Raw genomic sequence first — 19,833 nt, forward strand, 5'->3', positions numbered from 1 at the left:
AGAAGGCGGCGGCGGACCGAATTATCCGAACATGTAAGTCCGTTCGCAGACGCAAAAAAACCGCTCCAAGGAGCGGTTTTTTTATTGCTGCGCCGGGTGAACGCGGCGCACTGCTTGCGAGCGCAACGAATCAGGCGTCGCTAGCCGGAATCTTCGGCGTCGTCACGACGACATCGCCGTTCTGCGCGCGATGACGCATTGCGTGGTCGATCAGCACGAGCGCGAGCATGGCTTCGGCGATCGGCGTCGCGCGAATGCCCACGCACGGATCGTGACGGCCGAAGGTCTCGACGATCGCGGGCTCACCGGCCTTGTCGATCGAACGGCGCGGCGTGCGGATGCTCGACGTCGGCTTGATCGCGATCGACACGGTGATGTCCTGCCCCGTCGAAATGCCGCCGAGCACGCCGCCCGCATGATTGCCGTGGAAGCCGTTGGGCGTGAGTTCGTCGCCGTGCGTCGAGCCGCGTTGCGCGACGCTCGCGAAGCCCGCGCCGATCTCCACGCCCTTCACCGCGTTGATGCCCATCATGGCGTGCGCGATGTCGGCGTCGAGGCGGTCGAACAGCGGCTCGCCCCAGCCCACCGGCACGCCGCTCGCGACCACGTTGATGCGTGCGCCGATCGAGTCGCCGTCCTTGCGCAGCGCGTCCATGTAGTCCTCGAGCTGCGGCACCACGTCGGCGTTGGGCGCAAAGAACGGATTCTCATGCACATGCTGCCAGTCGACGAACGGCACCGCGATCTCGCCGAGCGCGCTCATGTAGCCGCGCACTTCCACGCCGAAGCGCTCGCGCAGCCACTTCTTCGCGACCGCGCCCGCCGCGACCGTCGGCGCCGTCAGACGCGCCGACGAACGGCCGCCGCCGCGATAGTCGCGAATGCCGTACTTCTGCCAGTAGGTGTAGTCGGCGTGGCCCGGACGGAAGGTCTCGACGATGTTGCCGTAGTCCTTGCTGCGCTGGTCCGTGTTGCGGATCAGCAGCGCGATGGGCGTGCCCGTCGTGCGGCCTTCGAACACGCCGGAGAGAATTTCGACCTGATCGGCTTCCTGGCGCTGCGTGACGTGACGCGACGTGCCGGGACGGCGGCGGTCCAGATCGATCTGGATGTCGGCTTCGGTGAGCGCCATGCCGGGCGGGCAGCCGTCGATGACGCAGCCGATGGCCGGGCCGTGGGATTCGCCGAAGGTGGTGACGGTGAAAAGCGTACCGAGCGTGTTGCCGGACATGGCGGTCGTCCAAAGTGAATCGGGGAATCCGACATTATGCCAGTCCGCGCGACGGCCCGCCCGGCTGGCCCCGCTCGGCGCGCCAACCGGGGGCAAGATGGGCCGAACCGGGCCGAACTGAGCCGACCGTGGCGCCCTGCTCCGCCGTGCAAACGAAGCGTTAGCGCCGCGCGCCGCGCAAGTCGGCCACGATCTGCTGCAAGCCGTCGACGGTGACGTCGGCGGGCGCGATCGGCTCGCCGACCGCCAGCGTGAGCCGGCTCGTCAGGCCGCGCCGCACCGGCCGATCCTGCCCCGACGCCGCATGCCGCGAGAACGCGCTGCCCCAGAGCCCGCGCAGCGCCATCGGCACCACGGGCGCGGGCGTGCGCTTGAGGATCTCCGTCACGCCGTGGCGGAACGGATTCATGTCGCCGGTTTTCGTCAGCTTGCCCTCGGGGAAGATGCAGACCAGATCGCCGTCGGCCAGCGCCGCCGCGCAGGCGTCATAGGCCTTTTCCAGCAGCGCGGCGTCTTCGTGCGCGGGCGCGATCGGAATCGCCCGTGCGTGACGGAACAGCCAGCCGAGCAGCGGCGAACGGAAAATCCGGTGATCCATCACGAAACGGATCGGGCGCGGGCTCTCGGCCATGAGCACGACCGCATCGACATAGCTCACGTGATTGCAGACCAGCACGGCCGGACCTTCGGCGGGAATGCGCTCCGCATGCACGAGCCGCACGCGATAGACCGTATGCACGAGCACCCACGCGACGAAACGCAGGAGAAACTCGGGCACCAGCCCGTAGATGTAGGCGGCCACGACGATATTGAGCAGCGCCGTGGTCAGAAAAATACCCGGAATGCCGACGCCCGCCGCCGTGAGCCCCATCGCCATCAACGCGGAAACGATCATGAACAGCGAGTTCAGGATGTTGTTCGCCGCGATAATGCGCGCGCGGTGGCTCGGCTCGCTGCGGCTCTGGATCAGCGCGTACAGCGGCACGCTGTAGAACCCGCCGAACATGGCGAGCAGGAACAGGTCGGCCAGCACGCGCCAGTGTGCGGGCAGGCTCAGGAATTCGCCTACGGAAAGCAGATGCGGCGCGGCGGGCAGCGCGTGACTGGCGAAGAACAGGTCGATGCCGAACACGCTCATGCCGATCGAGCCGAGCGGCACGAGCCCGATCTCGATGCGCCGCCGCGACAGCTTCTCGCACATCAGCGAACCGAAGCCGATGCCGAGCGAGAACATGGCGAGCAGCACGGTGACGACGTCCGCGTCGGCGAACAGCACGTCCTTCGCGAAGTTGAAGAACGACGACAAGAACGTCGCGCCCACGAACCACAGCCACGAAATGCCGAGCAGGCTCAGAAACACGGTGCGGTTGCGGTGAGCGAGCCGCAGGTTGCGCCAGGTTTCGGAGAACGGATTCCAGTTGATGCGCAATCCGGTCTGCGACGGCGCGCACGGCGGCACGAACGACGAGGCGATCCGCCCGATCAGCGCGATGGCGATGCACATGCCGCCGAGCCACCAGGCGCCTGCGGGCGTCGCCGATTGCGCGGCGGCGGACGTCGCCGAAAGCGCATTGCTCGCGCCGATACCGGCGGCAACGCCCCCCACGATCGTGCCAATCAGAATCGCCACGAAGGTGCCCATCTCGACGAGACCGTTGCCGCCGACGAGTTCGTCCTCGGCGAGCTTCTGCGGCAGATACGCGTACTTGACCGGCCCGAACACGGTCGAATGCACGCCCATCAGGAACGTGCAGACATAGAGCAGCGGCGCGCTGTGCATCCAGAAACCCGCCGCGCCGATCAGCATCACCGCGATCTCGAAGGTCTTGACCCAGCGCGTGAGCACGGCCTTGTCGTACTTGTCGGCGATCTGGCCCGACGTCGCCGAAAACAGCACGAACGGCGCGATGAAGATCGCTGAAATGAGAAACGCGACGGTCTTCGGATCGACGCCGGAAAAGCGCGCCGCCTGATACGTGACGAGCGACGTGAAGCCGATCTTGAACACGTTGTCGTTCATCGCGCCGAGGAATTGCGTCCAGAAAAACGGCGCGAACCGGCGCTGACGCAGCAGCGCGAACTGTGAAGTGTGGGCGGTTGCCGCGCGTGCGGTGGTTTCCGTCGCTGGCAAGGAGCGTTCGTTCATCGAGTGGGATTTATGCTGTCAGAGTCGGGCGCCAGACGTGAAAAAGCGCGCTTGACGCGCGCTTTTTCATGCTGGATCGGACGGGCTCGCGCGTTCAACGCGCCGGCTGACGCTCCTCTTCCGGCCAGTCGCGAATATAGGCCTTGAGCAGCTTGTTTTCGAAACCCTGGGCTTCGACCACGGCCTTCGCCACGTCGTAGAACGAAATCACGCCCATCAGCGAGCGGCTTTCCATGACCGGCAGATAACGCACGTGATGCTCGAGCATCATGCGGCGCACTTCGTCCACTTCGGTTTCGGGCGTGCAGGTGATGGGATGGTCGTCCATGACCTTGCGGATCGTGCTGGTCCCGACGCTGCCGCCATTCGTACGCAGCGTAAGAATGATCTCGCGGAAGGTGAGCATGCCGACCAGATCGCCGTACTCCATGACGACGAGCGAGCCGATGTCGTGCTCGGCCATGGTGTTCACTGCTTCGTGCAGCGACGTGTCGGGCGTGACGGTGTAGAGCGTATTGCCCTTGACCTTGAGAATATCGCTCACACGCATGATGTGTCTCCTGTGTCGACCCGGGCGCGCCTGACCGGATCGCATGCAAAAAAGGTTGACGGAAATGCCGTCAAATCGTGGGGGAGATGCTGAAAAGATACCTACCTGTTTTCGATCCTAGCGGAAAGGGAGGCAAAAGAAAAGTCGCGGGAAGGCGCGCGAATCGGCCGGAAACCCTTGTGAATCGGCCCTGAAATGCGTGTCGGCTTCGATTTTCCGCCCATGCGTGCGGGCGTTGCGGCGGGCGGCATCGTCCGTTCGCCCTATGCCATCCGGCCAGGCGATGGCGGCGCGCAAGCCCCGTCTGGCGGCGGTTTCAGCCACGCCAGGCCGCCCCGGCGCGGGTTTCCGATGCGTCCCCGCACGGCCTGGCCGGTGATACGATGCCCTCACCTTTCACCCGTCGCCGGTTCGCGCCGGCCGTGCTGCCAGAATGTCCGATCCCCGCTTCGACACGCTCGCGCTGCATGCCGGCGCCGCGCCCGACCCCGTCACCGGCGCCCGCGCGACGCCGATTTATCAGACCACGTCGTTCTCGTTCCGCGACACCGACCACGCCGCCGCGCTGTTCAACATGGAGCGCGCGGGCCACGTGTATTCGCGCATCTCGAATCCCACGGTGGCCGTGTTCGAGGAGCGCGTCGCGGCCCTCGAAGGCGGCGCGGGCGCGATCGGCACCGCGAGCGGCCAGGCCGCGCTTCATCTGGCCATCGCCACGCTGATGGGCGCGGGCGCGCATATCGTCGCGTCGGCGGCGCTTTACGGCGGCTCGCACAACCTGCTCGACTACACGCTGCGGCGCTTCGGCATCGAGACCACCTTCGTCAAACCGGGCGACCTCGACGCCTGGCGCGCGGCGCTGCGGCCGAACACGCGCCTGCTGTTCGGCGAAACGCTCGGCAATCCGGGCCTCGACGTGCTCGATATCGCCGCCGTCGCGCAGATCGCGCACGACCATCGCGTGCCGCTGCTCGTCGACTCCACGTTCACCACGCCGTATCTGCTGCGTCCGTTCGATCATGGCGCGGACTTTGTCTATCACTCGGCGACGAAGTTTCTCGGCGGCCACGGCACGACCATCGGCGGCGTGCTGGTGGACGGCGGCACGTTCGACTTCGAGGCATCGGGGCGCTTTCCCGAATTCACGGAGCCCTACGCGGGCTTTCACGGCATGGTGTTCAGCGAGGAAAGCAGCGTCGCACCGTTCCTGCTGCGCGCGCGCCGCGAGGGCTTGCGCGACTTCGGCGCCTGCCTGCATCCGCAAGCCGCGTGGCAACTGCTGCAAGGCATCGAAACCTTGCCGCTGCGCATGGAACGGCACGTGGCCAACACGCGGCGCGTGGTGGAATTTCTCGCTGCGCACGAGGCGGTGCAGGCCGTCGCCTACCCCGAATTGCCGAGCCATCCCGACCACGCGCTCGCCCAGCGTCTGCTACCGCGCGGCGCGGGCGCGGTGTTCAGCTTCGACCTCGCGGGCGGCCGCGAAGCGGGCAAGCGCTTTATCGAATCGCTCACGCTGTTCTCGCATCTCGCCAATGTCGGCGACGCGCGCTCGCTCGTGATCCACCCCGCCTCCACCACGCACTTCCGCATGGACAAAGCGGCGCTCGCCGCGGCAGGCATCGGCGCGGGCACGATCCGCCTCTCGATCGGCCTCGAAGACCCCGACGATCTGATCGACGACCTCAAGCGCGCGCTCAAGATTTCGCAGAAAGCGCCCGCCACGACCGGCACCGCGCCGCGCAAGGAGGCGTCATGATCGTCGATGTCGCAGGCAAGGCGGCTTACGCCTATACGGGCGGGCGCCCGTTCGATCCGCAGCGGCCCATCGCGGTTTTCGTGCACGGCGCGCAGCACGATCACAGCGTCTGGGCGCTGCAGTCGCGCTATTTCGCGCATCACGGCTTCAGCGTGCTGGCCGTCGATCTGCCCGGCCATATGCGCAGCGCGGGTCCGGCGCTAACGAGCATCGGCGCGCTGGCCGACTGGCTGGCCGCGCTGCTCGACTCCGTGGGCGCGGCAAAGAACGCGCGGATCTTCGTCGCGGGCCACAGCATGGGCTCGCTCGTCACGCTCGAATTCGCGGCGCGCCATCCCGAACGCGCCGCGTGCATTGCGCTGCTCGCCACCGCGTTCCCGATGACGGTTTCGCCCGCGCTGCTGGACGCGGCGCGCGAACGCGAGCCGGAAGCGATCGCGCTAGTCAACGCATGGTCGCATTCGACGCTCGCGGCCAAGCCGTCGAGTCCCGGTCCGGGCGCGTGGCTGCGCGGCATGAACCAGCGTCTGATGGAACGCGTGTCCGCGCGCGGCGAGCCGCAGCTTTTTCACACGGATTTCGCGGCCTGCAACGCGTACGCCGACGGGCTGACCAGCGCCGCGAAGGTGCGCTGCCCGGTGCGCCTGATCGTCGGCCAGCGCGACGCCATGACGCCGCCGCGCGTCGCCCGCGCCATCGCCGATGCGCTGACCCGGGGCGGCGTGGCCGTGGACACCGTCATGCTCGACGCCGGCCACGCGCTGATGACGGAGCAGCCCGACGCGACGCTCGACACGCTTTATCGCTTCGCCGCGCCACGGGTAGGCAACGGCTGACGTACCGCTGAAATGTGCGGCCGGGAGGCAACGGAAAAGCGGTCCACGAAATCGCCTGAACACGCCGCCCGACGAATACCCACCGTGCATGCCGCACCTGCCGTTTGCCCGGCTTGCACGGTCGTTCGATTCGCCGCAGAATGGATTTTGGCCGCGTTTTTTGGCCACGTACGGAAGCGGTTTTCGGGCGCGTACCTTGCGCCTCGGCCCTCAAGCGCTCACCGGACGCCGGCCGCGCAACGGAGGAGACAATGAGCCACGCCACCCATACCGAGCAACACTTCGCGAATTTCGCGCAGTTCTATCCGTTCTATCTGAGCGAGCACAGCAACCTGATGTCGCGACGGCTGCATTTCATCGGCTCGCTCGGGGTGATCGGCTGTGTCGCCATGGCCATCGCCACCGGCAACTGGCTCTGGCTACCCGCCGCCGTCGTGTGCGGCTACGGCTTCGCCTGGGTCGGGCACTTCGCGTTCGAGAAGAACCGCCCCGCCACCTTCCGCCATCCCATCTATAGCCTGATGGGCGACTGGGTCATGTTCTCGGACATCTGTCGCGGGAAGATTTCGCTGTAGATCGCCCGCTTCACGTCACCTGATTCACGGTACCTGCTTCACGGTACCTGAGTCACGCCGCCGGATGCGGCAACGCCGGCGGCGGATCGCCCGCTTCCGCCAGCCGCACGAGTTCGCGGCGCGCGGCCAGCAAAGACGCCAGCGAAATCGACAGCTTGTCGTTGTCCAGCGCGGCCAGCAGCGTACTGGAATCGATATCGCTCGACTTGAGCTGATACGCCAGTTCCTCGCGGTCGATCACGAAGCGCCCGAAAATCCGCTCGACGGAAATACGCGCGGGATTCGCGATCAGCACGTAATGCGGCTTCGCGCCGTCCTTTTCCAGCCGCGCGATCAGTTCGTCCTCTTCGAGATCGGCCACGAGGCGCGTCACCGTCGCGAGGTCGCGGCGCAGCAGTTGCGCAAGCTGCTCGCCGGTCATGCCGGGGCGGCCCGCGTCGCGCGTTTCGGCGAGACCCGCGAGCAGTTCGAGCGCATCGAGCAGATCGCTGCCCGGAAAACGCGGCCGATTGAAACGTCCCGTGCGGATTTCCGGCAGCGCCGAAGTAATCATCGCGCCCACCAGCGTGATGAACCAGCTCAGGTACATCCAGAGCAGGAACATCGGCGCGGCCGCGAACGCGCCGTACACCGCCGTATAAGTGGGAATGCGGCGCACGTAATAGCCGAAGCCGCGCTTGGCGAGCTCGAACGCGATCGCCGCGGCCACGCCGCCCACCACCGCGTCGCGCCACTGCACGCGGCAATTCGGCAGATAGACGTAGAGCATCGTGAACGCGAGCGCCGTGAGCGGCAGCGACGCGCCGATCAGCAGCCAGTCGAACAGCATCGAGACGTGCTGCTCGGTGGCAATGGCCAGCGAGCGCGTGAACAGATACGACGAGAGCGACAGACTCACGCCGATCAGGATCGGTCCGAGCGTGAGAATCGCCCAGTACACCAGCACGCGCTGCGCGAACGGCCGCGCCTTGCGCACGCGCCAGATCAGGTTGAAGGCCGATTCGACCGTCATCATCGTCATGACGGAGGTCACGAACAGCACGATCATGCCCATCGTCGTGAGGCCCTTGGCCTTCGACGCGAACTGGTTCAGGTACTTGAAGATCTGGCTGTTGATCTGCGTCGGCATCAGGTGATCGGCGAGAAAAACCTGCAGCGAATTCTGGAACGACGCGAAGATGGGAAACGCCGTGAACAACGCGAACGCCACGGTGGCGAGCGGCACGAGCGAGAGCATGGTCGTGAACGTGAGACTGCCCGCGACCTGCGGAATGCGATCCTCGCGGCTGCGCCGTGCCGCGAAGCGCGCGAGACGCTTCACGATATCGAGATCGATTCGGAGTTTCGACAACACATCCATTGGCCTGCCCTGCTGAAACGATGCGTCTAACGAGGTGCGTCTGACGAGGAAGCATCAACCGTTGGGCCGCATCGGCCGCGAACCCAACCCCTATAATATCCCGTCCACCGACGAGGTCCGATGAAACCGATTCTTGTGCTCTACTACAGCCGCCATGGCGCCACGCGCGAACTCGCGCGCGCCATCGCCCAGGGGATCGACAGCGTGCCGGGCGCCGAGTCGCGCGTGCGCACGGTGCCGCCCGTATCGACGGTCTGCGAAGCCACCGCGCCCGACATTCCCGACGACGGCCCGCCCTACGCTGAGCTGCGCGACCTCGAGGAATGCGCCGGTCTCGCGCTCGGCTCGCCCACACGCTTCGGCAACATGGCCGCGCCGCTCAAGTACTTTCTCGACGGCACCACGCCGCAGTGGCTCGCGGGCGCGCTCGCGGGCAAGCCCGGCTGCGTGTTCACGTCCACCGGCAGCCTGCACGGCGGCCAGGAAAGCACGCTGCTCTCGATGATGCTGCCGCTGCTGCATCACGGCATGCTGCTCGTCGGCATTCCGTACACCGAAAGCGCGCTCGCGTCGACCGAGGGTGGCGGCACGCCGTATGGCGCGTCGCATCACGCACGCTCCGACGGACGCAGCCACGGCCTCAGCGCCGATGAAAAGGCGCTCGCGGTCGCGCTCGGCGTGCGGCTCGCGCGTTCGGCGCTGGCGCTCGCGCAAGGCGAACGGCCGTGAACCACGCGGACGAAGCGGACAAGGCGAACAACATGCGCAACGCGAACAACACGGATCTCGGCGACGAACCGCGACGCGCTGCATCGTCCGTGTCCTCTGCCGCGTCCGCCGGGTCCGCCACGTCTGCTGCGGAGCCGCGCACTTTACCGTCATCGGCGAATTCGCGTCGCGACGATGCGCCAATGCGCGACACGGAAGCGGAATCGACATCAACCTTTGCGAGCGAAGCCGCAGCAAACCGCGCACCGGACCGCGTCGCGGGCCGACGCTTCGCCGCGCTCGGCGCCTTCGCCATGCTCGCCGCACTCACGCTGCTGTGTCTCGCCTGGGAATGGCGGCTCGCGCCGCTGCGGCCCGGCGGCAGCGCGCTCGTGCTGAAAGCGCTGCCGCTCGCCTGCGCGCTGCCCGGCGTGCTGCGCCGGCGGCTCTATACGCTGCAATGGGCGTCGATGCTGGTGCTGCTTTATTTCGCCGAAGGCATCGTGCGCGGCATGACCGATCGCGCGCCGGGAAATCTGCTCGGCTGGGTCGAGGTCGCGCTTTCCTGCGGATTTTTCGCGTGCGCGCTCGCCTACGTCGCGCCTTACAAGCGCGCCGCCCGGCGCGCGAAACGCGGCGCGCAATAAGTCCCGTCAAGTAACCTCAACGCACCGTCCGGCCTCGTCCGCGCCGTGAAGCCCGCGCCCACGTGCGAACGGCGAGGCAACCGCGCGCGCCCTGCCCGCGCCGCCCCCGATACGGCGTCCGACGTGTCAAACTAGCCTTTTGGCCGTCCTACCGCCGCGCCGCCACGACGATCAACAAGCGCGGCAAGCAGCGCCATCCAGGCCAGCCGCCCGAACCGAACAACATCGCCCGCGCGCAGCCGCCGCGCCGCCCCGAGACACCCGATTCACCATGACCGACACCCAAGCCCTCGCCCCGCAAGCCTTCCTCGACGCCTGCGCCGCCGCCATCGGCGCGCAACACGTGCTCACCGACGCCCACGACACCGCGCCCTACCTCGCCGATTGGCGCAAGCGCTACCAGGGCGCGGCCTGCGCCGTGCTCTGTCCCGCGAACGCCGGGGAAGTCGCCGCCGTCGTGAAACTCGCGCACGCGCATCGCGTCGCGATCGTGCCGCAGGGCGGCAACACCGGCCTCGCGGGCGGCGCGACGCCCGACACGAGCGGCGCGCAAGCGGTCCTGAGCCTGCGCCGCCTGAACCGCGTGCGCGAGATCGACGCGCACAACAACACCATCACCGTCGAAGCGGGCGTGATCCTCGCCGAAGTCCAGGCGCGCGCCGCCGAAGCGGGCCGTCTGTTCCCGCTCTCGCTCGCGGCCGAAGGCAGCTGCACGATCGGCGGCAATCTCTCGACCAATGCGGGCGGCACCGGCGTGCTGCGCTACGGCAACACGCGCGAACTGTGTCTCGGCCTCGAAGTGGTGACGCCGCAAGGCGAACTCTGGGACGGCCTGCGCGGACTGCGCAAGGACAACACGGGCTACGATCTGCGCGATTTGTTCATCGGCGCGGAAGGCACGCTCGGCATCATCACGGCGGCGGTCATGAAGCTGCATCCGCAGCCAGCCGCGCGCGTCACCGCGCTCGCGGCGCTCGGCTCGGCCCACGCCGCGCTCGACTTCCTCTCGCTCGCGCAGCGCTACGCGGGTCCGCTGCTGACCGGCTTCGAGCTGATGTCGGACTTCTGCATGCAGCTGGTCGGCCGCCATTTCCCGCAGTTGCGCTATCCGTTCCAGCAACGCCACGCGCAGGTCGTGCTGCTCGAACTCTCCGATAACGAAAGCGAGGAACACGGCCGCGCGCTGTTCGAAAAGCTGATGGAAGCGGCGCTCGAACAAGGTCTCGTCGACGATGCCGTGGTCGCCGAAAACCTCACGCAATCGCAGGCGTTCTGGAATATCCGCGAGCACATTCCGCTCGCGCAGGCGCAGGAAGGGCTGAACGTGAAGCACGACATCGGCGTGCCGATTTCGCGCATCGGCCACTTCATCGAGGAAACCGACGCCGAGATCGCGCGCACCGTGCCCGGCGCGCGCATGGTGACGTTCGGCCATCTCGGCGACGGCAATCTGCACTACAACGTGCAGGCGCCCGAGGGCGGCGACCCGAAGCGCTTTCTTGCAGAAAACGAGAAGACGCTGAACCGCATCGTCTATGACAGCGTCGCGCGTCATCGCGGCACGATCAGCGCGGAGCACGGCCTCGGCCAGTTGAAGATCGACGAAAACGCGCACTACAAGAGCGACGTCGAACTGTCGCTGATGCGGGCGATCAAGCAGGCGCTCGATCCGCTCAATCTGATGAATCCGGGCAAGGTCGTGCGCTGAATGCGTCGCTGAGTGTGTGGATGAGGTATCGAAGGCGCTCAACGCGCAAGGAGCCGATGTGAAAGTTCGCGTGCTGTCCGATCTGCATCTGGAAAACGACGAGCCGGACCTGATCCCGCACGCCGACGCCGACCTCGTCGTGCTCGCGGGCGACATCCACAATCACGGGCTCGGGCTGCGCTGGGCGGCGGAAACCTTCGACGCGCAGGTGCCGGTGATCTACGTGCCGGGCAATCACGAGTATTACGACGGCGAACTCGGCGCGCTCGAAGCCGCGATGCGCGACGCCGCCGCCACGCTCGACAACGTGCACTTCCTGAACAACGGTGTCTACGTCGATCCGCAGGGCCGCTTTCGCGTGCTCGGCACGACTTTATGGGCCGACTTCGCGCTGTTCGGCGCGAGCGACGCCGCGCGCGAGGCGGCCATCTCGGCGGCGATGCGCGTGATGCTCGATTTCAAGGGCTTGATTCAGGTGTCCTGGCCCGACAGTCCGCAGGCGCTCGCGCGCGATTTCACGCCCGCGGATTCGCTCGCGCTGCATGCGCGCTCGCGTGCGTGGCTGGAGGCGGAACTGGCGAAGCCCTTCGCGGGCAAGACGATCGTGGTGACGCACCACGCGCCGCATCGGCTAAGCCTGGCGGCGCGTTATGCGACCGATCCGGTGTCGGCGGGATTCGTGAACGATCTCGGCGCGCTCGTCGGGCCGCCCGCCGCGCTCTGGGTGCACGGCCACACGCATACGTGTTTCGACTACACGGTCGACGGCACGCGCGTGGTGTGCAATCCGCGCGGTTATCGCGACCGGCGCACGGGCCTGCCGGAGAATCCGGCGTTCGCGTGGGATAAGGTGGTGGAGGTTTGAGTCAGACGAAGCGTCGCCGCTTCAAGACAGCCGGCTCGCGAACGGAGCCGGCCTGCAAGGATCGCGTGGATCAGGCGTGGATCAGCCGCGAAATCGCGACGATCGACGTAAAAATCAGCGCAGCGGACGCGAGCGGTCGACCGGGCGCTGCACGCGCAGGGTGACGGGCTGAAGCTGCGCGCGGCGCATGCGCAGCAGGTCGCGCGACGCGGCGATACCGATCAAGCCCATCATCAGGGCGATGCCGATCATCAGATGCGTATCCATGGAAATCCTCGGGTTCTGGCGAATTGACGTTTCAGTCCCGCTACCTTACCAAGCCGGCTCGCGGCCGTGCGTAAGCAAGTGTTGCGAGAACCCGCAGCTGTAACGGCGTGTCACAAGCCGCCCGCCAGGCCGCCCCGAACGCTCAGGTCAGGTCTCAGGTGCGCGCGAAACGGCGCAGTTCGGCCTGATCCTCGGCCAGCGTGGTCGGCAGCTTTTCGCGCAGCAGTTCGACCCACGTGCGGATCTTCGCGTCGAGATACTGGCGCGACGGATACATCGCGTAGACGTTCATTTCCTGCGACGTGTACTCGGGCAGGATCCAGACGAGTTCGCCGCTGCGCAGACCGCTGATCGCCGAATAGATCGGCAGCAGGCCGACGCCCATGCCCTCGCTTACCGCCACGGCCAGCGCCTCGGCCACATTCACCTGGAACGTGGGCGTCGCGCCCAGCTCGATCGTCTCGTTGCCGTTCGGGCCGCTGAACTGCCATTGCGACACCGGAAACACCGGCGTCACGAGTTGCAGACAGGTGTGGTTCACAAGATCGGCCGGCTTCTGCGGCACGCCGCGCCGTTCCAGATAGGCCGGCGACGCGCACGCAATGCTGAACGCGCTGGTCAGGCGCTGCGAGACGAAGCCCGAGTCCGGCAGATCGGTCGCCAGCACGAGCGCGACGTCGTAACCCTCGTCGAGCAGATCCGGCATGCGCTGCGCAAGCGTCAGCTCCACCTGCACGTCCGGGTACATCTGCTGATACTGCCCCACCGCCGGCACCACATAGTGCTGGCCGAAACTCGTCATGGCATGGACCTTGAGCTTGCCCGACGGGCGCGCATGCGCGTCGCCGGCCTCGGCTTCCGCCTGATCGACGTAGGCCAGGATCTGCTCGCAACGCTGCAGATAACGCTCGCCGGCTTCGGTGAGCGCGATGCGGCGCGTCGTGCGGTTCAGCAGACGCGTGCGCAGATGCGCCTCCAGATCGGAGACCGCGCGCGACGCGTACGCCGTCGTCGTATTCAGGTGCTGGGCCGCGCCCGTAAAGCTGCCGGCTTCGACCACCCGCACGAATACCCGCATGTTTTGAAGCGTATCCATACCAATCCTCTATCTGACGGACGAATTGTTACACGTTTCGTAAAATCTATTATCTCACATCCCGTAAAAATGCCTTGCATCCTTACCAGTTATTCGCCAATCGAGCAAAAAATATAATGACGCACAGTGATCTATAGCCAAGTTAAGGAGTAAAACGTGCAGTCACCGGTACCGAAAGGACTCGCCGCACTCACGGTTCTTACGTTCTCGTTGATAATCGCGGGCTGCGCCAGTACCGGGGGAATCGCACCGCAAGCGAAGCATGTGGAAGCGGCCGATCTGGACGCCGGCGCAGCGATCCGCGCCGCCAACACGGACGCCCAATGGCCCGCCAGCGACTGGTGGCGCGCCTATAACGACCCGCAGCTCAACGCCTGGATCGAAACCTCGATCGCCGGCAATCCGACGCTCTCGGCCGCGCAGGCGCGCGTTCGCGAAGCGCGCGCGATGGCGGGCGTCGCCCAGGCCGGGCTGCTGCCGCAAATCAACGGCAGTATGTCCGTGCAGCGCCAGCACTGGTCGGACAATATCTATTACGGTCCGGGCTCGCTCGCGAACTCGAACACGTGGAACAACACGGCCTCGCTCGGCCTGTCCTATCACCTCGATCTCTGGGGTCAGGACAAGAACAACGCCGAGCGCGCGCTCGACATGGCACACGCCACGGCCGCCGACGCACGCGCCGCGCAGCTCGAACTCGAAGCGAACGTCACGCGCGCCTACATCGAAATGTCGATGAACTACGCGCTGCTCGACATCGCGAAGCAGACGCTCGGCGAACAGCAGAAGATTCTCGCGCTCGCGCAGCGCCGCCTGAAGGGCGGTATCGGCACCCAGCTCGAAGTGAGCCAGGCCGAAACGCCGCTGCCCGAGTACGAACGCCAGATCGACGCGCTCGAAGAATCGATCGCGCTCGGCAAGAACCAGCTCGCGGCGCTCGCGGGCAAGGGTCCGGGCGCGGGCGAGTCCATCGCGCGTCCGGCGCTCGCGCTGTCCGCGCCGGCGGGCCTGCCCTCGGCGCTGCCGGCTGAGCTGATCGGCCATCGCCCGGATGTCGTGGCGGCACGCTGGACCGTGGCCGCCCAGGCACGCGGCATCGACGTGGCCAAGGCCGACTTCTATCCGAACGTGAACCTGCTCGTGTCGATGGGCGGTTATGCCGCCGCCGGCCCGCTGTTCCAGTTCCTCAAGTCGATGAGCGGCAGCTACGCGGCCGGTCCCGCATTCTCGCTGCCGATCTTCGACGGCGGACGCCTGCGCTCGCAGCTCGGCGCGCAGTCGGCGGAATACGACTTCGCGGTCGATCAGTACAACCAGACGATCGTCACCGCGCTCAAGGAAATCGCCGACCAGGTCGTGCGCATGCGCTCGCTGGCGACGCAGGAAGAAGACGCGCATCGCTCGGTCGCGGCCGCGCAGCGCAACTACAACCTCTCGCAGGAAGGCTATCGCCGGGGTCTGACCGACTATGTGAACGTGCTGATCGCGCAAGCGCAGCTGCTGCGCGCGCAGGAAGGCGTCGCGCGGATTCAGGCCGAGCGCCTGGGCGCGCACGCGACCCTCGTGGTCGCGCTGGGCGGCGGCGTGGTCGACGCGTCGAACGATCGGTCCGCGAAGGGTCCGACGCAGGCCGAGCAGTTGCCCGCGCACGGCAAGAAGACGCGTTCGGTGCCGCTGATGCCCGCCGCGCTGCTCGCGCCGAAATCCAGCGGCGAGACCGCGGATAGCGCGGACAGCGCCGATAGCGGCGCGGGCGCGGCCACGTCGGCCACGTCGGCCAGCCCGGCGAACTGAGGCGCACGCCCATGCAAGCCTCCTCTCCCACTTCCGCGCGGGACGGCCAGAGCGTCGTGAAGGCGTTCGCCGACTGGGCGCGCACCGACGGCCTCGTCTGGCTCTATCTGTTCAAGGCGATCGCCGCGGCGCTGCTCGCGCTCGGCGTCGCGATGAAGCTCGACCTGCCCTCGCCGCGCACGGCCATGACGACGGTGTTCATCGTCATGCAGCCGCAAAGCGGCGCGGTGTTCGCCAAGAGCTTCTACCGGATCTGCGGCACGCTCGTCGGGCTCGTCGTGATGCTCGCGCTGATCGGTCTGTTCGCGCAGCAGCCCGAACTCTTCATCGCCAGCACGGCGCTGTGGGTCGGCATCTGCACGGCGGGCGCGGCGCGCAACCGCAACTTCCGCTCGTACGGCTTCGTGCTCGCGGGCTACACGGCCGCGCTGATCGGCATTCCGGCCTCGCAGCATCCCGACGGCGCCTTCATGTCGGCGATGACGCGCGTGGCCGAAATCTCGCTCGGCATTCTCGCCTCGGGCTTCGTGAGCGCCGTGGTGTTCCCGCGCTTCACCGGCGAGCTGCTGCGCTCGACGGTGCGCCGCCGCTTCTCGTCGTTCGTCGATTACGTGTCGGCGTCGCTGGGCGGCCGCGTCGACCGTTCGCAGATCGAAGCGACCAACGCGCGCTTCGTGGCCGATATCGTCGGCTTCGAGGCGAGCCGCAGCAGCGCCGTGTTCGAATCGCCCGACTCGCGCATGCGCGCCGGTCGTCTCGCGCGCATGAACACCGAGTTCATGACGGCCTCGACGCGCTTTCACGCGCTGCATCAGCTGATGAACCGTCTGCGCGCCGAAGGCAAGCTGGCGACCGTCGAAGCGCTCGAACCGTATTTCCGCGAGATCGCGCCGCTGTTCGACAAGGCGGGCGAGCCCGTGCTGAAGGCTGCCGACGCGGTGCATGTGGCCGCACAGCTCGAAGCGTATCGCGCGACGCTGCCCAAGCGCGTGCGCGAAACCCGCGCGCAACTCGCAGCCGCGCAAGCCTCGGCCCAGGCCGCGACGCAAGCAGCAGACGATGCCCACGCGCCCGCCGACCTGCTCGACTTCGACACGGCCACCGAACTGTTCTACCGCTTCGTGCACGAGATGAACGAGTACACGGCGACCTACGCCTCGCTCGCCGTCGACACCCACGCGCGCGAAAAGTGGATCGCGCGCTACGTGCCGAAGACCAACCTCGTCGCGGCGGGCGTGCACGGCCTGCGCGCCGCGATCGTGATGGGTCTGCTGGGCGCGTTCTGGATCGCCACCGCCTGGCCGAGCGGCACGAACCTCGTGCTCAACGCCGCCGCCACCTGCGCGCTCGCATCGGCGTCGCCGCAGCCCGCGCGCATGGCGAGCCAGATGGCGGGCGGCACGATGCTCGCGTCGATCGTCGGCATGATCCTGACCTTCGGCGTGTTCCCGCACATCGACGGCTTCCCGATGCTGTGCGTGGCGCTCGCGCCCGCGCTCGCATTCGGCGTGTTCCTGACGACGCGCCCGGCCTACGCGGGCTACGGCATGGGCTACTGCATCTTCCTGTGCTTCCTCGCGGGCCCGGACAACGTGGTGCAGTACAACCCGACCGGCTATATCAACGACGCGCTCGCGCTGTGTCTCTCGATGGTCGTTTCGGCCGCCGCGTTCGCGGTGCTGCTGCCGCCATCGACGCCGTGGCTGCGCAACCGTCTGCTCGCGAATCTGCGCGGCCAGGTGGTGCATGCGTGCCGCGCGCGGCTGACCGGTCTTTCGGGTCTGCGCAACCGCTTCGAAAGCGGCACGCGCGACCTGATGTTCCAGCTCAACGCACTCGCGGGCAGCGATCAGGCGTTCCGCCAGGACACGCTGCGCTGGATGTTCGCGACGCTCGAAACCGGCAATGCCGCGATCGATCTGCGCGAGGAACTGGCCGCGCTGCCCGCGCATCCGCGCTTCGCGAAGGACACGGCCTGGCGCGGTCACGTCGATGCGACGCTCAAGAACCTGAGCGCGCTGTTCGATCAACCGAACGCGAAGCGTTACGCCGCCGCGCTCGCCGCGAACGAAGGCGCGATCGGCGCCTGCCGCGAACTGCTCGAACGCGTGCTGAACGACGAAGCGCCGCGCGAGGAACGCCATCCGGTGCAGCGCATCCTCAGCCATCTGCATTTCATCCGCACCGCGCTGATCGATCCGCAGTCGCCGCTCGCGCCGTTCAGCCAGCAAGGCGCGGCCCCCTCTTCCGGCAATGCGCAAGGAGCCCATCATGCCTCGTGACGTTGCGTTTCTCGACGCCTACATTCCGGCGATCGTCCTGCTCTTTATCCTGGGCGCGGCGATCACCTGGGTGCTCGATTCCGTACTGGCCCGCACCGGCCTGTACCGTCTCGTGTGGCACCCGTCCCTGTTTCGCGTGAGTCTGCTCGTGGTCGTGTGCTGCGTGCTTGGACTCGCCGTCTATCGTTGAACCGGCTACGTAGAATCATGACTATCAGAAATATCATTGGCTTTATCGCGACGGCGATCATCTTCGTCATCGCCATCCTCGTGGGCCGCGCGCTGTGGGTCCATTACATGGACGAACCCTGGACGCGCGACGGCCGCGTGCGCGCCGAAGTGGTGAACATCGCGCCCGACGTCTCCGGCGCCGTGGTCGAACTGCCCGTCAAGGACAACCAGTTCGTGCACAAGGGCGACCTGCTGATGCAGATCGACCCGTCGCACTATCAGATCGCCGTCGAGCAGGCCGAAGCGGCTGTGGCCGCGCGCAAGGCCGAGCTGACCATGAAGCTCGACGACGCGCGCCGCCGCGCCGACATGGACAGCCTCGTGGTGTCGCAGGAAAACCGCGAAAACGCCTCACACATGGCGAATTCGGCGCAGGCGCAGTATCAGCAGGCGATCGCCGCGCTCGACGCCGCCAAGCTCAACCTCGAACGCACGCGCGTGATCTCGCCGGTCGACGGCTACATCACCAATCTGCAGGTGTTCAAGGGCGACTACGCGATCGCGGGCCAGGCGAAGCTCGCCGTGGTGGACAGCCACTCGTTCTGGGTCTACGGCTACTTCGAGGAAACCAAGCTGCCGCACGTGAAGGTGGGCAACAAGGCCGACATCAAGCTGATGAGCGGCGGCACGCTCGAAGGCCACGTGGAAAGCATCTCGCGCGGCATCTACGACCGCGACAATCCGCAAAGCCGCGAACTGCTCGCCGACGTGAATCCGACCTTCAACTGGGTGCGCCTCGCGCAGCGCGTGCCGGTGCGCATCCATATCGACAAGGTGCCGGACGACATGGTCCTCGCCGCGGGCACGACCTGCACGGTGGTGGTGAAGCCGGGCACCTGATCGCGCGATGCGCGCGCAAGCGTCGCGCGGCCAGCCGGTCCGCCGACGCCCGTGAGCACGGGTAACCGCAAGAGCGCCTCCGGGCGCTCTTTTCCGTTGCGCGCACCGATGCGCGCACCTGAAGATCGCATGACAGTTCTTGCCAGATTCCAGGCATTGCCCGACGGCTGACCGTCCAGCCTTGAAAAACTTGTCTCAGAAACAGGCCGAATCCCCGCGCCATTGACGGTCGTCAAACCCGAAACCGGCAGCACCTAGGACTATTCTTATTTTTACGTCCTGGATCGGATTGTCAGCGTGGGTTTTCTTGCCGAGCACCTTCCTTTTATCTTTGCACCCGGCCATGCGGCGCTGTCGGAAACGACGGCGCGCGCGCATAAGGCGGGGCGCATCGTCGTGCTCGGAATCGGCAATGTGCAATGGGGCGACGCGGGCTTCGGCGTGCGCGCGCTCGAACGGCTCAAGTCGGCGTGGCAGTGCGCGCCGCATGTCGAGTGCGTCGACGGCGGCACGCAAGGGCGCGCGCTGCTGCCGCTCGTGGAGTCGGCGCAGCGCATGATCGTGTTCAACGCCGCCGATTTCGGCGCGTCGCCCGGCACGCTGTGCGTGCGCGCCGGCGACGCCGCCACGGCGCATCTGCGCACCCGCGCCGTCAATCTGCACCAGATGGATTTCGCCGATGCGCTCGCCTGCGCGCAGCTCAAGGGCCGCTATCCGCGCGAGCTGGTGCTGATCGGCGTGCAGCCGATCGCCCATTCGGACTATGGCGCGGACCTGCGCCCTGCCGTGCGCGCCCAGCTCGATCCGGCCGTCGCGGCGGCATGCCGCTGGCTGCGGCGCTGGCATGCGCGTCCGCAGGCGCTGTCGCTGCCGCACGGCGACGCGCTGACCGCGCAGGCCGGTTGCGCCGACGAGCCCGCCTGATCCGTCCGGGCGGC

The 19,833-nt window shown here is 67.0% G+C and carries 18 protein-coding genes; 12 read left to right on the forward strand and 6 right to left on the reverse strand.

Going from position 1 to position 19,833, the window contains the following annotated elements; translation table 11 throughout:
- Positions 1 to 130: 130 nt before the first annotated feature.
- The 3 genes from aroC to U4Y88_RS36180 form a co-directional block, all read right to left on the reverse strand.
- Complete coding sequence (gene aroC, locus U4Y88_RS36170) at positions 131 to 1,231, reverse strand: chorismate synthase (protein ID WP_321789739.1); 1,101 nt, start codon at positions 1,229 to 1,231, stop codon at positions 131 to 133.
- Positions 1,232 to 1,391: 160 nt separating this feature from the next.
- Positions 1,392 to 3,377 (reverse strand): MFS transporter, encoded by a 1,986-nt coding sequence (locus U4Y88_RS36175; RefSeq protein WP_321789741.1) that lies wholly within the window; start codon positions 3,375 to 3,377, stop codon positions 1,392 to 1,394.
- Between the two features lie 94 nt (positions 3,378 to 3,471).
- Positions 3,472 to 3,927 (reverse strand): CBS domain-containing protein, encoded by a 456-nt coding sequence (locus U4Y88_RS36180; RefSeq protein WP_224012556.1) that lies wholly within the window; start codon positions 3,925 to 3,927, stop codon positions 3,472 to 3,474.
- Between the two features lie 433 nt (positions 3,928 to 4,360).
- Between U4Y88_RS36180 and U4Y88_RS36185 the strand changes: the two genes are divergently transcribed.
- The 3 genes from U4Y88_RS36185 (at position 4,361) to U4Y88_RS36195 (ending at position 7,097) form a co-directional block, all read left to right on the forward strand.
- Positions 4,361 to 5,686 carry an O-acetylhomoserine aminocarboxypropyltransferase gene (locus U4Y88_RS36185; protein WP_321789744.1) on the forward strand — a complete coding sequence of 442 codons (1,326 nt, stop codon included), beginning with the start codon at positions 4,361 to 4,363 and terminating at the stop codon, positions 5,684 to 5,686.
- Positions 5,683 to 6,522: an alpha/beta hydrolase gene (locus U4Y88_RS36190; RefSeq protein ID WP_321789746.1), complete on the forward strand. Its 840-nt coding sequence runs from the start codon at positions 5,683 to 5,685 to the stop codon at positions 6,520 to 6,522. Before U4Y88_RS36185 ends, U4Y88_RS36190 begins: the two co-directional genes overlap by 4 nt.
- Before the next feature lie 251 nt (positions 6,523 to 6,773).
- Entirely contained in the window at positions 6,774 to 7,097 is a 324-nt protein-coding gene (locus U4Y88_RS36195) for an Mpo1-like protein (protein ID WP_310630982.1), read from the forward strand.
- A gap of 52 nt (positions 7,098 to 7,149) precedes the next feature.
- On the opposite strand, the gene U4Y88_RS36200 is transcribed toward U4Y88_RS36195, so the two are convergent.
- A complete protein-coding gene (locus tag U4Y88_RS36200; protein ID WP_310630983.1) occupies positions 7,150 to 8,457 on the reverse strand; it encodes a YihY family inner membrane protein in 1,308 nt (435 codons plus the stop codon).
- Between the two features lie 120 nt (positions 8,458 to 8,577).
- On the opposite strand from U4Y88_RS36200, the gene wrbA reads away from it, so the two are divergent.
- From wrbA to U4Y88_RS36220, 4 genes are all read left to right on the forward strand, one after another.
- The gene (wrbA, locus tag U4Y88_RS36205) at positions 8,578 to 9,186 is read left to right on the forward strand and encodes an NAD(P)H:quinone oxidoreductase (RefSeq protein ID WP_224012551.1); all 609 of its coding nucleotides are present in this window, start codon (positions 8,578 to 8,580) and stop codon (positions 9,184 to 9,186) included.
- Positions 9,187 to 9,368: 182 nt separating this feature from the next.
- Positions 9,369 to 9,812: a DUF2069 domain-containing protein gene (locus U4Y88_RS36210; protein ID WP_415774550.1), complete on the forward strand. Its 444-nt coding sequence runs from the start codon at positions 9,369 to 9,371 to the stop codon at positions 9,810 to 9,812.
- A 271-nt stretch (positions 9,813 to 10,083) separates the two neighbouring features.
- Complete coding sequence (locus tag U4Y88_RS36215; protein ID WP_321789747.1) at positions 10,084 to 11,520, forward strand: FAD-binding oxidoreductase; 1,437 nt, start codon at positions 10,084 to 10,086, stop codon at positions 11,518 to 11,520.
- Positions 11,521 to 11,578: 58 nt separating this feature from the next.
- Entirely contained in the window at positions 11,579 to 12,385 is an 807-nt protein-coding gene (locus U4Y88_RS36220; RefSeq protein ID WP_321789749.1) for a metallophosphoesterase, read from the forward strand.
- A 114-nt stretch (positions 12,386 to 12,499) separates the two neighbouring features.
- On the opposite strand, the gene U4Y88_RS36225 is transcribed toward U4Y88_RS36220, so the two are convergent.
- Both U4Y88_RS36225 and U4Y88_RS36230 read right to left on the reverse strand, forming a co-directional pair.
- Entirely contained in the window at positions 12,500 to 12,652 is a 153-nt protein-coding gene (locus U4Y88_RS36225) for a hypothetical protein (RefSeq protein WP_321789751.1), read from the reverse strand.
- Between the two features lie 154 nt (positions 12,653 to 12,806).
- The gene (locus U4Y88_RS36230) at positions 12,807 to 13,748 is read right to left on the reverse strand and encodes a LysR family transcriptional regulator (protein ID WP_205995296.1); all 942 of its coding nucleotides are present in this window, start codon (positions 13,746 to 13,748) and stop codon (positions 12,807 to 12,809) included.
- A 156-nt stretch (positions 13,749 to 13,904) separates the two neighbouring features.
- Between U4Y88_RS36230 and U4Y88_RS36235 the strand changes: the two genes are divergently transcribed.
- The 5 genes from U4Y88_RS36235 to U4Y88_RS36255 all read left to right on the forward strand — a co-directional run bounded on the left by U4Y88_RS36235 (position 13,905) and on the right by U4Y88_RS36255 (position 19,819).
- On the forward strand, positions 13,905 to 15,542 hold the full coding sequence (locus U4Y88_RS36235) for an efflux transporter outer membrane subunit (RefSeq protein WP_321789753.1): 1,638 nt from the start codon (positions 13,905 to 13,907) through the stop codon (positions 15,540 to 15,542).
- Between the two features lie 11 nt (positions 15,543 to 15,553).
- On the forward strand, positions 15,554 to 17,824 hold the full coding sequence (locus U4Y88_RS36240; RefSeq protein WP_321789755.1) for an FUSC family protein: 2,271 nt from the start codon (positions 15,554 to 15,556) through the stop codon (positions 17,822 to 17,824).
- On the forward strand, positions 17,811 to 18,014 hold the full coding sequence (locus U4Y88_RS36245; RefSeq protein WP_173816805.1) for a DUF1656 domain-containing protein: 204 nt from the start codon (positions 17,811 to 17,813) through the stop codon (positions 18,012 to 18,014). Before U4Y88_RS36240 ends, U4Y88_RS36245 begins: the two co-directional genes overlap by 14 nt.
- 17 nt (positions 18,015 to 18,031) lie before the next feature.
- Positions 18,032 to 18,895 carry an HlyD family secretion protein gene (locus tag U4Y88_RS36250; protein ID WP_321789757.1) on the forward strand — a complete coding sequence of 288 codons (864 nt, stop codon included), beginning with the start codon at positions 18,032 to 18,034 and terminating at the stop codon, positions 18,893 to 18,895.
- A gap of 297 nt (positions 18,896 to 19,192) precedes the next feature.
- Complete coding sequence (locus U4Y88_RS36255; protein ID WP_321789759.1) at positions 19,193 to 19,819, forward strand: HyaD/HybD family hydrogenase maturation endopeptidase; 627 nt, start codon at positions 19,193 to 19,195, stop codon at positions 19,817 to 19,819.
- Positions 19,820 to 19,833: the final 14 nt, after the last annotated feature.

Origin of the sequence: Paraburkholderia sp. J94, from assembly GCF_905220285.1 — a bacterium.
Classification (GTDB): Bacteria; Pseudomonadota; Gammaproteobacteria; order Burkholderiales; family Burkholderiaceae; genus Paraburkholderia; species Paraburkholderia tropica_A.

What these genes read in the sequence shown, in the direction of transcription:
- aroC (WP_321789739.1), bottom strand. Translation starts at nt 1,231, where the DNA reads ATGTCCGGCAACACGCTCGGTACGCTTTTCACCGTCACCACCTTCGGC.
- U4Y88_RS36175 (WP_321789741.1), bottom strand. Translation starts at nt 3,377, where the DNA reads ATGAACGAACGCTCCTTGCCAGCGACGGAAACCACCGCACGCGCGGCA.
- U4Y88_RS36180 (WP_224012556.1), bottom strand. Translation starts at nt 3,927, where the DNA reads ATGCGTGTGAGCGATATTCTCAAGGTCAAGGGCAATACGCTCTACACC.
- U4Y88_RS36185 (WP_321789744.1), top strand. Translation starts at nt 4,361, where the DNA reads ATGTCCGATCCCCGCTTCGACACGCTCGCGCTGCATGCCGGCGCCGCG.
- U4Y88_RS36190 (WP_321789746.1), top strand. Translation starts at nt 5,683, where the DNA reads ATGATCGTCGATGTCGCAGGCAAGGCGGCTTACGCCTATACGGGCGGG.
- U4Y88_RS36195 (WP_310630982.1), top strand. Translation starts at nt 6,774, where the DNA reads ATGAGCCACGCCACCCATACCGAGCAACACTTCGCGAATTTCGCGCAG.
- U4Y88_RS36200 (WP_310630983.1), bottom strand. Translation starts at nt 8,457, where the DNA reads ATGGATGTGTTGTCGAAACTCCGAATCGATCTCGATATCGTGAAGCGT.
- wrbA (WP_224012551.1), top strand. Translation starts at nt 8,578, where the DNA reads ATGAAACCGATTCTTGTGCTCTACTACAGCCGCCATGGCGCCACGCGC.
- U4Y88_RS36210 (WP_415774550.1), top strand. Translation starts at nt 9,369, where the DNA reads ATGCGCGACACGGAAGCGGAATCGACATCAACCTTTGCGAGCGAAGCC.
- U4Y88_RS36215 (WP_321789747.1), top strand. Translation starts at nt 10,084, where the DNA reads ATGACCGACACCCAAGCCCTCGCCCCGCAAGCCTTCCTCGACGCCTGC.
- U4Y88_RS36225 (WP_321789751.1), bottom strand. Translation starts at nt 12,652, where the DNA reads ATGGATACGCATCTGATGATCGGCATCGCCCTGATGATGGGCTTGATC.
- U4Y88_RS36230 (WP_205995296.1), bottom strand. Translation starts at nt 13,748, where the DNA reads ATGGATACGCTTCAAAACATGCGGGTATTCGTGCGGGTGGTCGAAGCC.
- U4Y88_RS36240 (WP_321789755.1), top strand. Translation starts at nt 15,554, where the DNA reads ATGCAAGCCTCCTCTCCCACTTCCGCGCGGGACGGCCAGAGCGTCGTG.
- U4Y88_RS36250 (WP_321789757.1), top strand. Translation starts at nt 18,032, where the DNA reads ATGACTATCAGAAATATCATTGGCTTTATCGCGACGGCGATCATCTTC.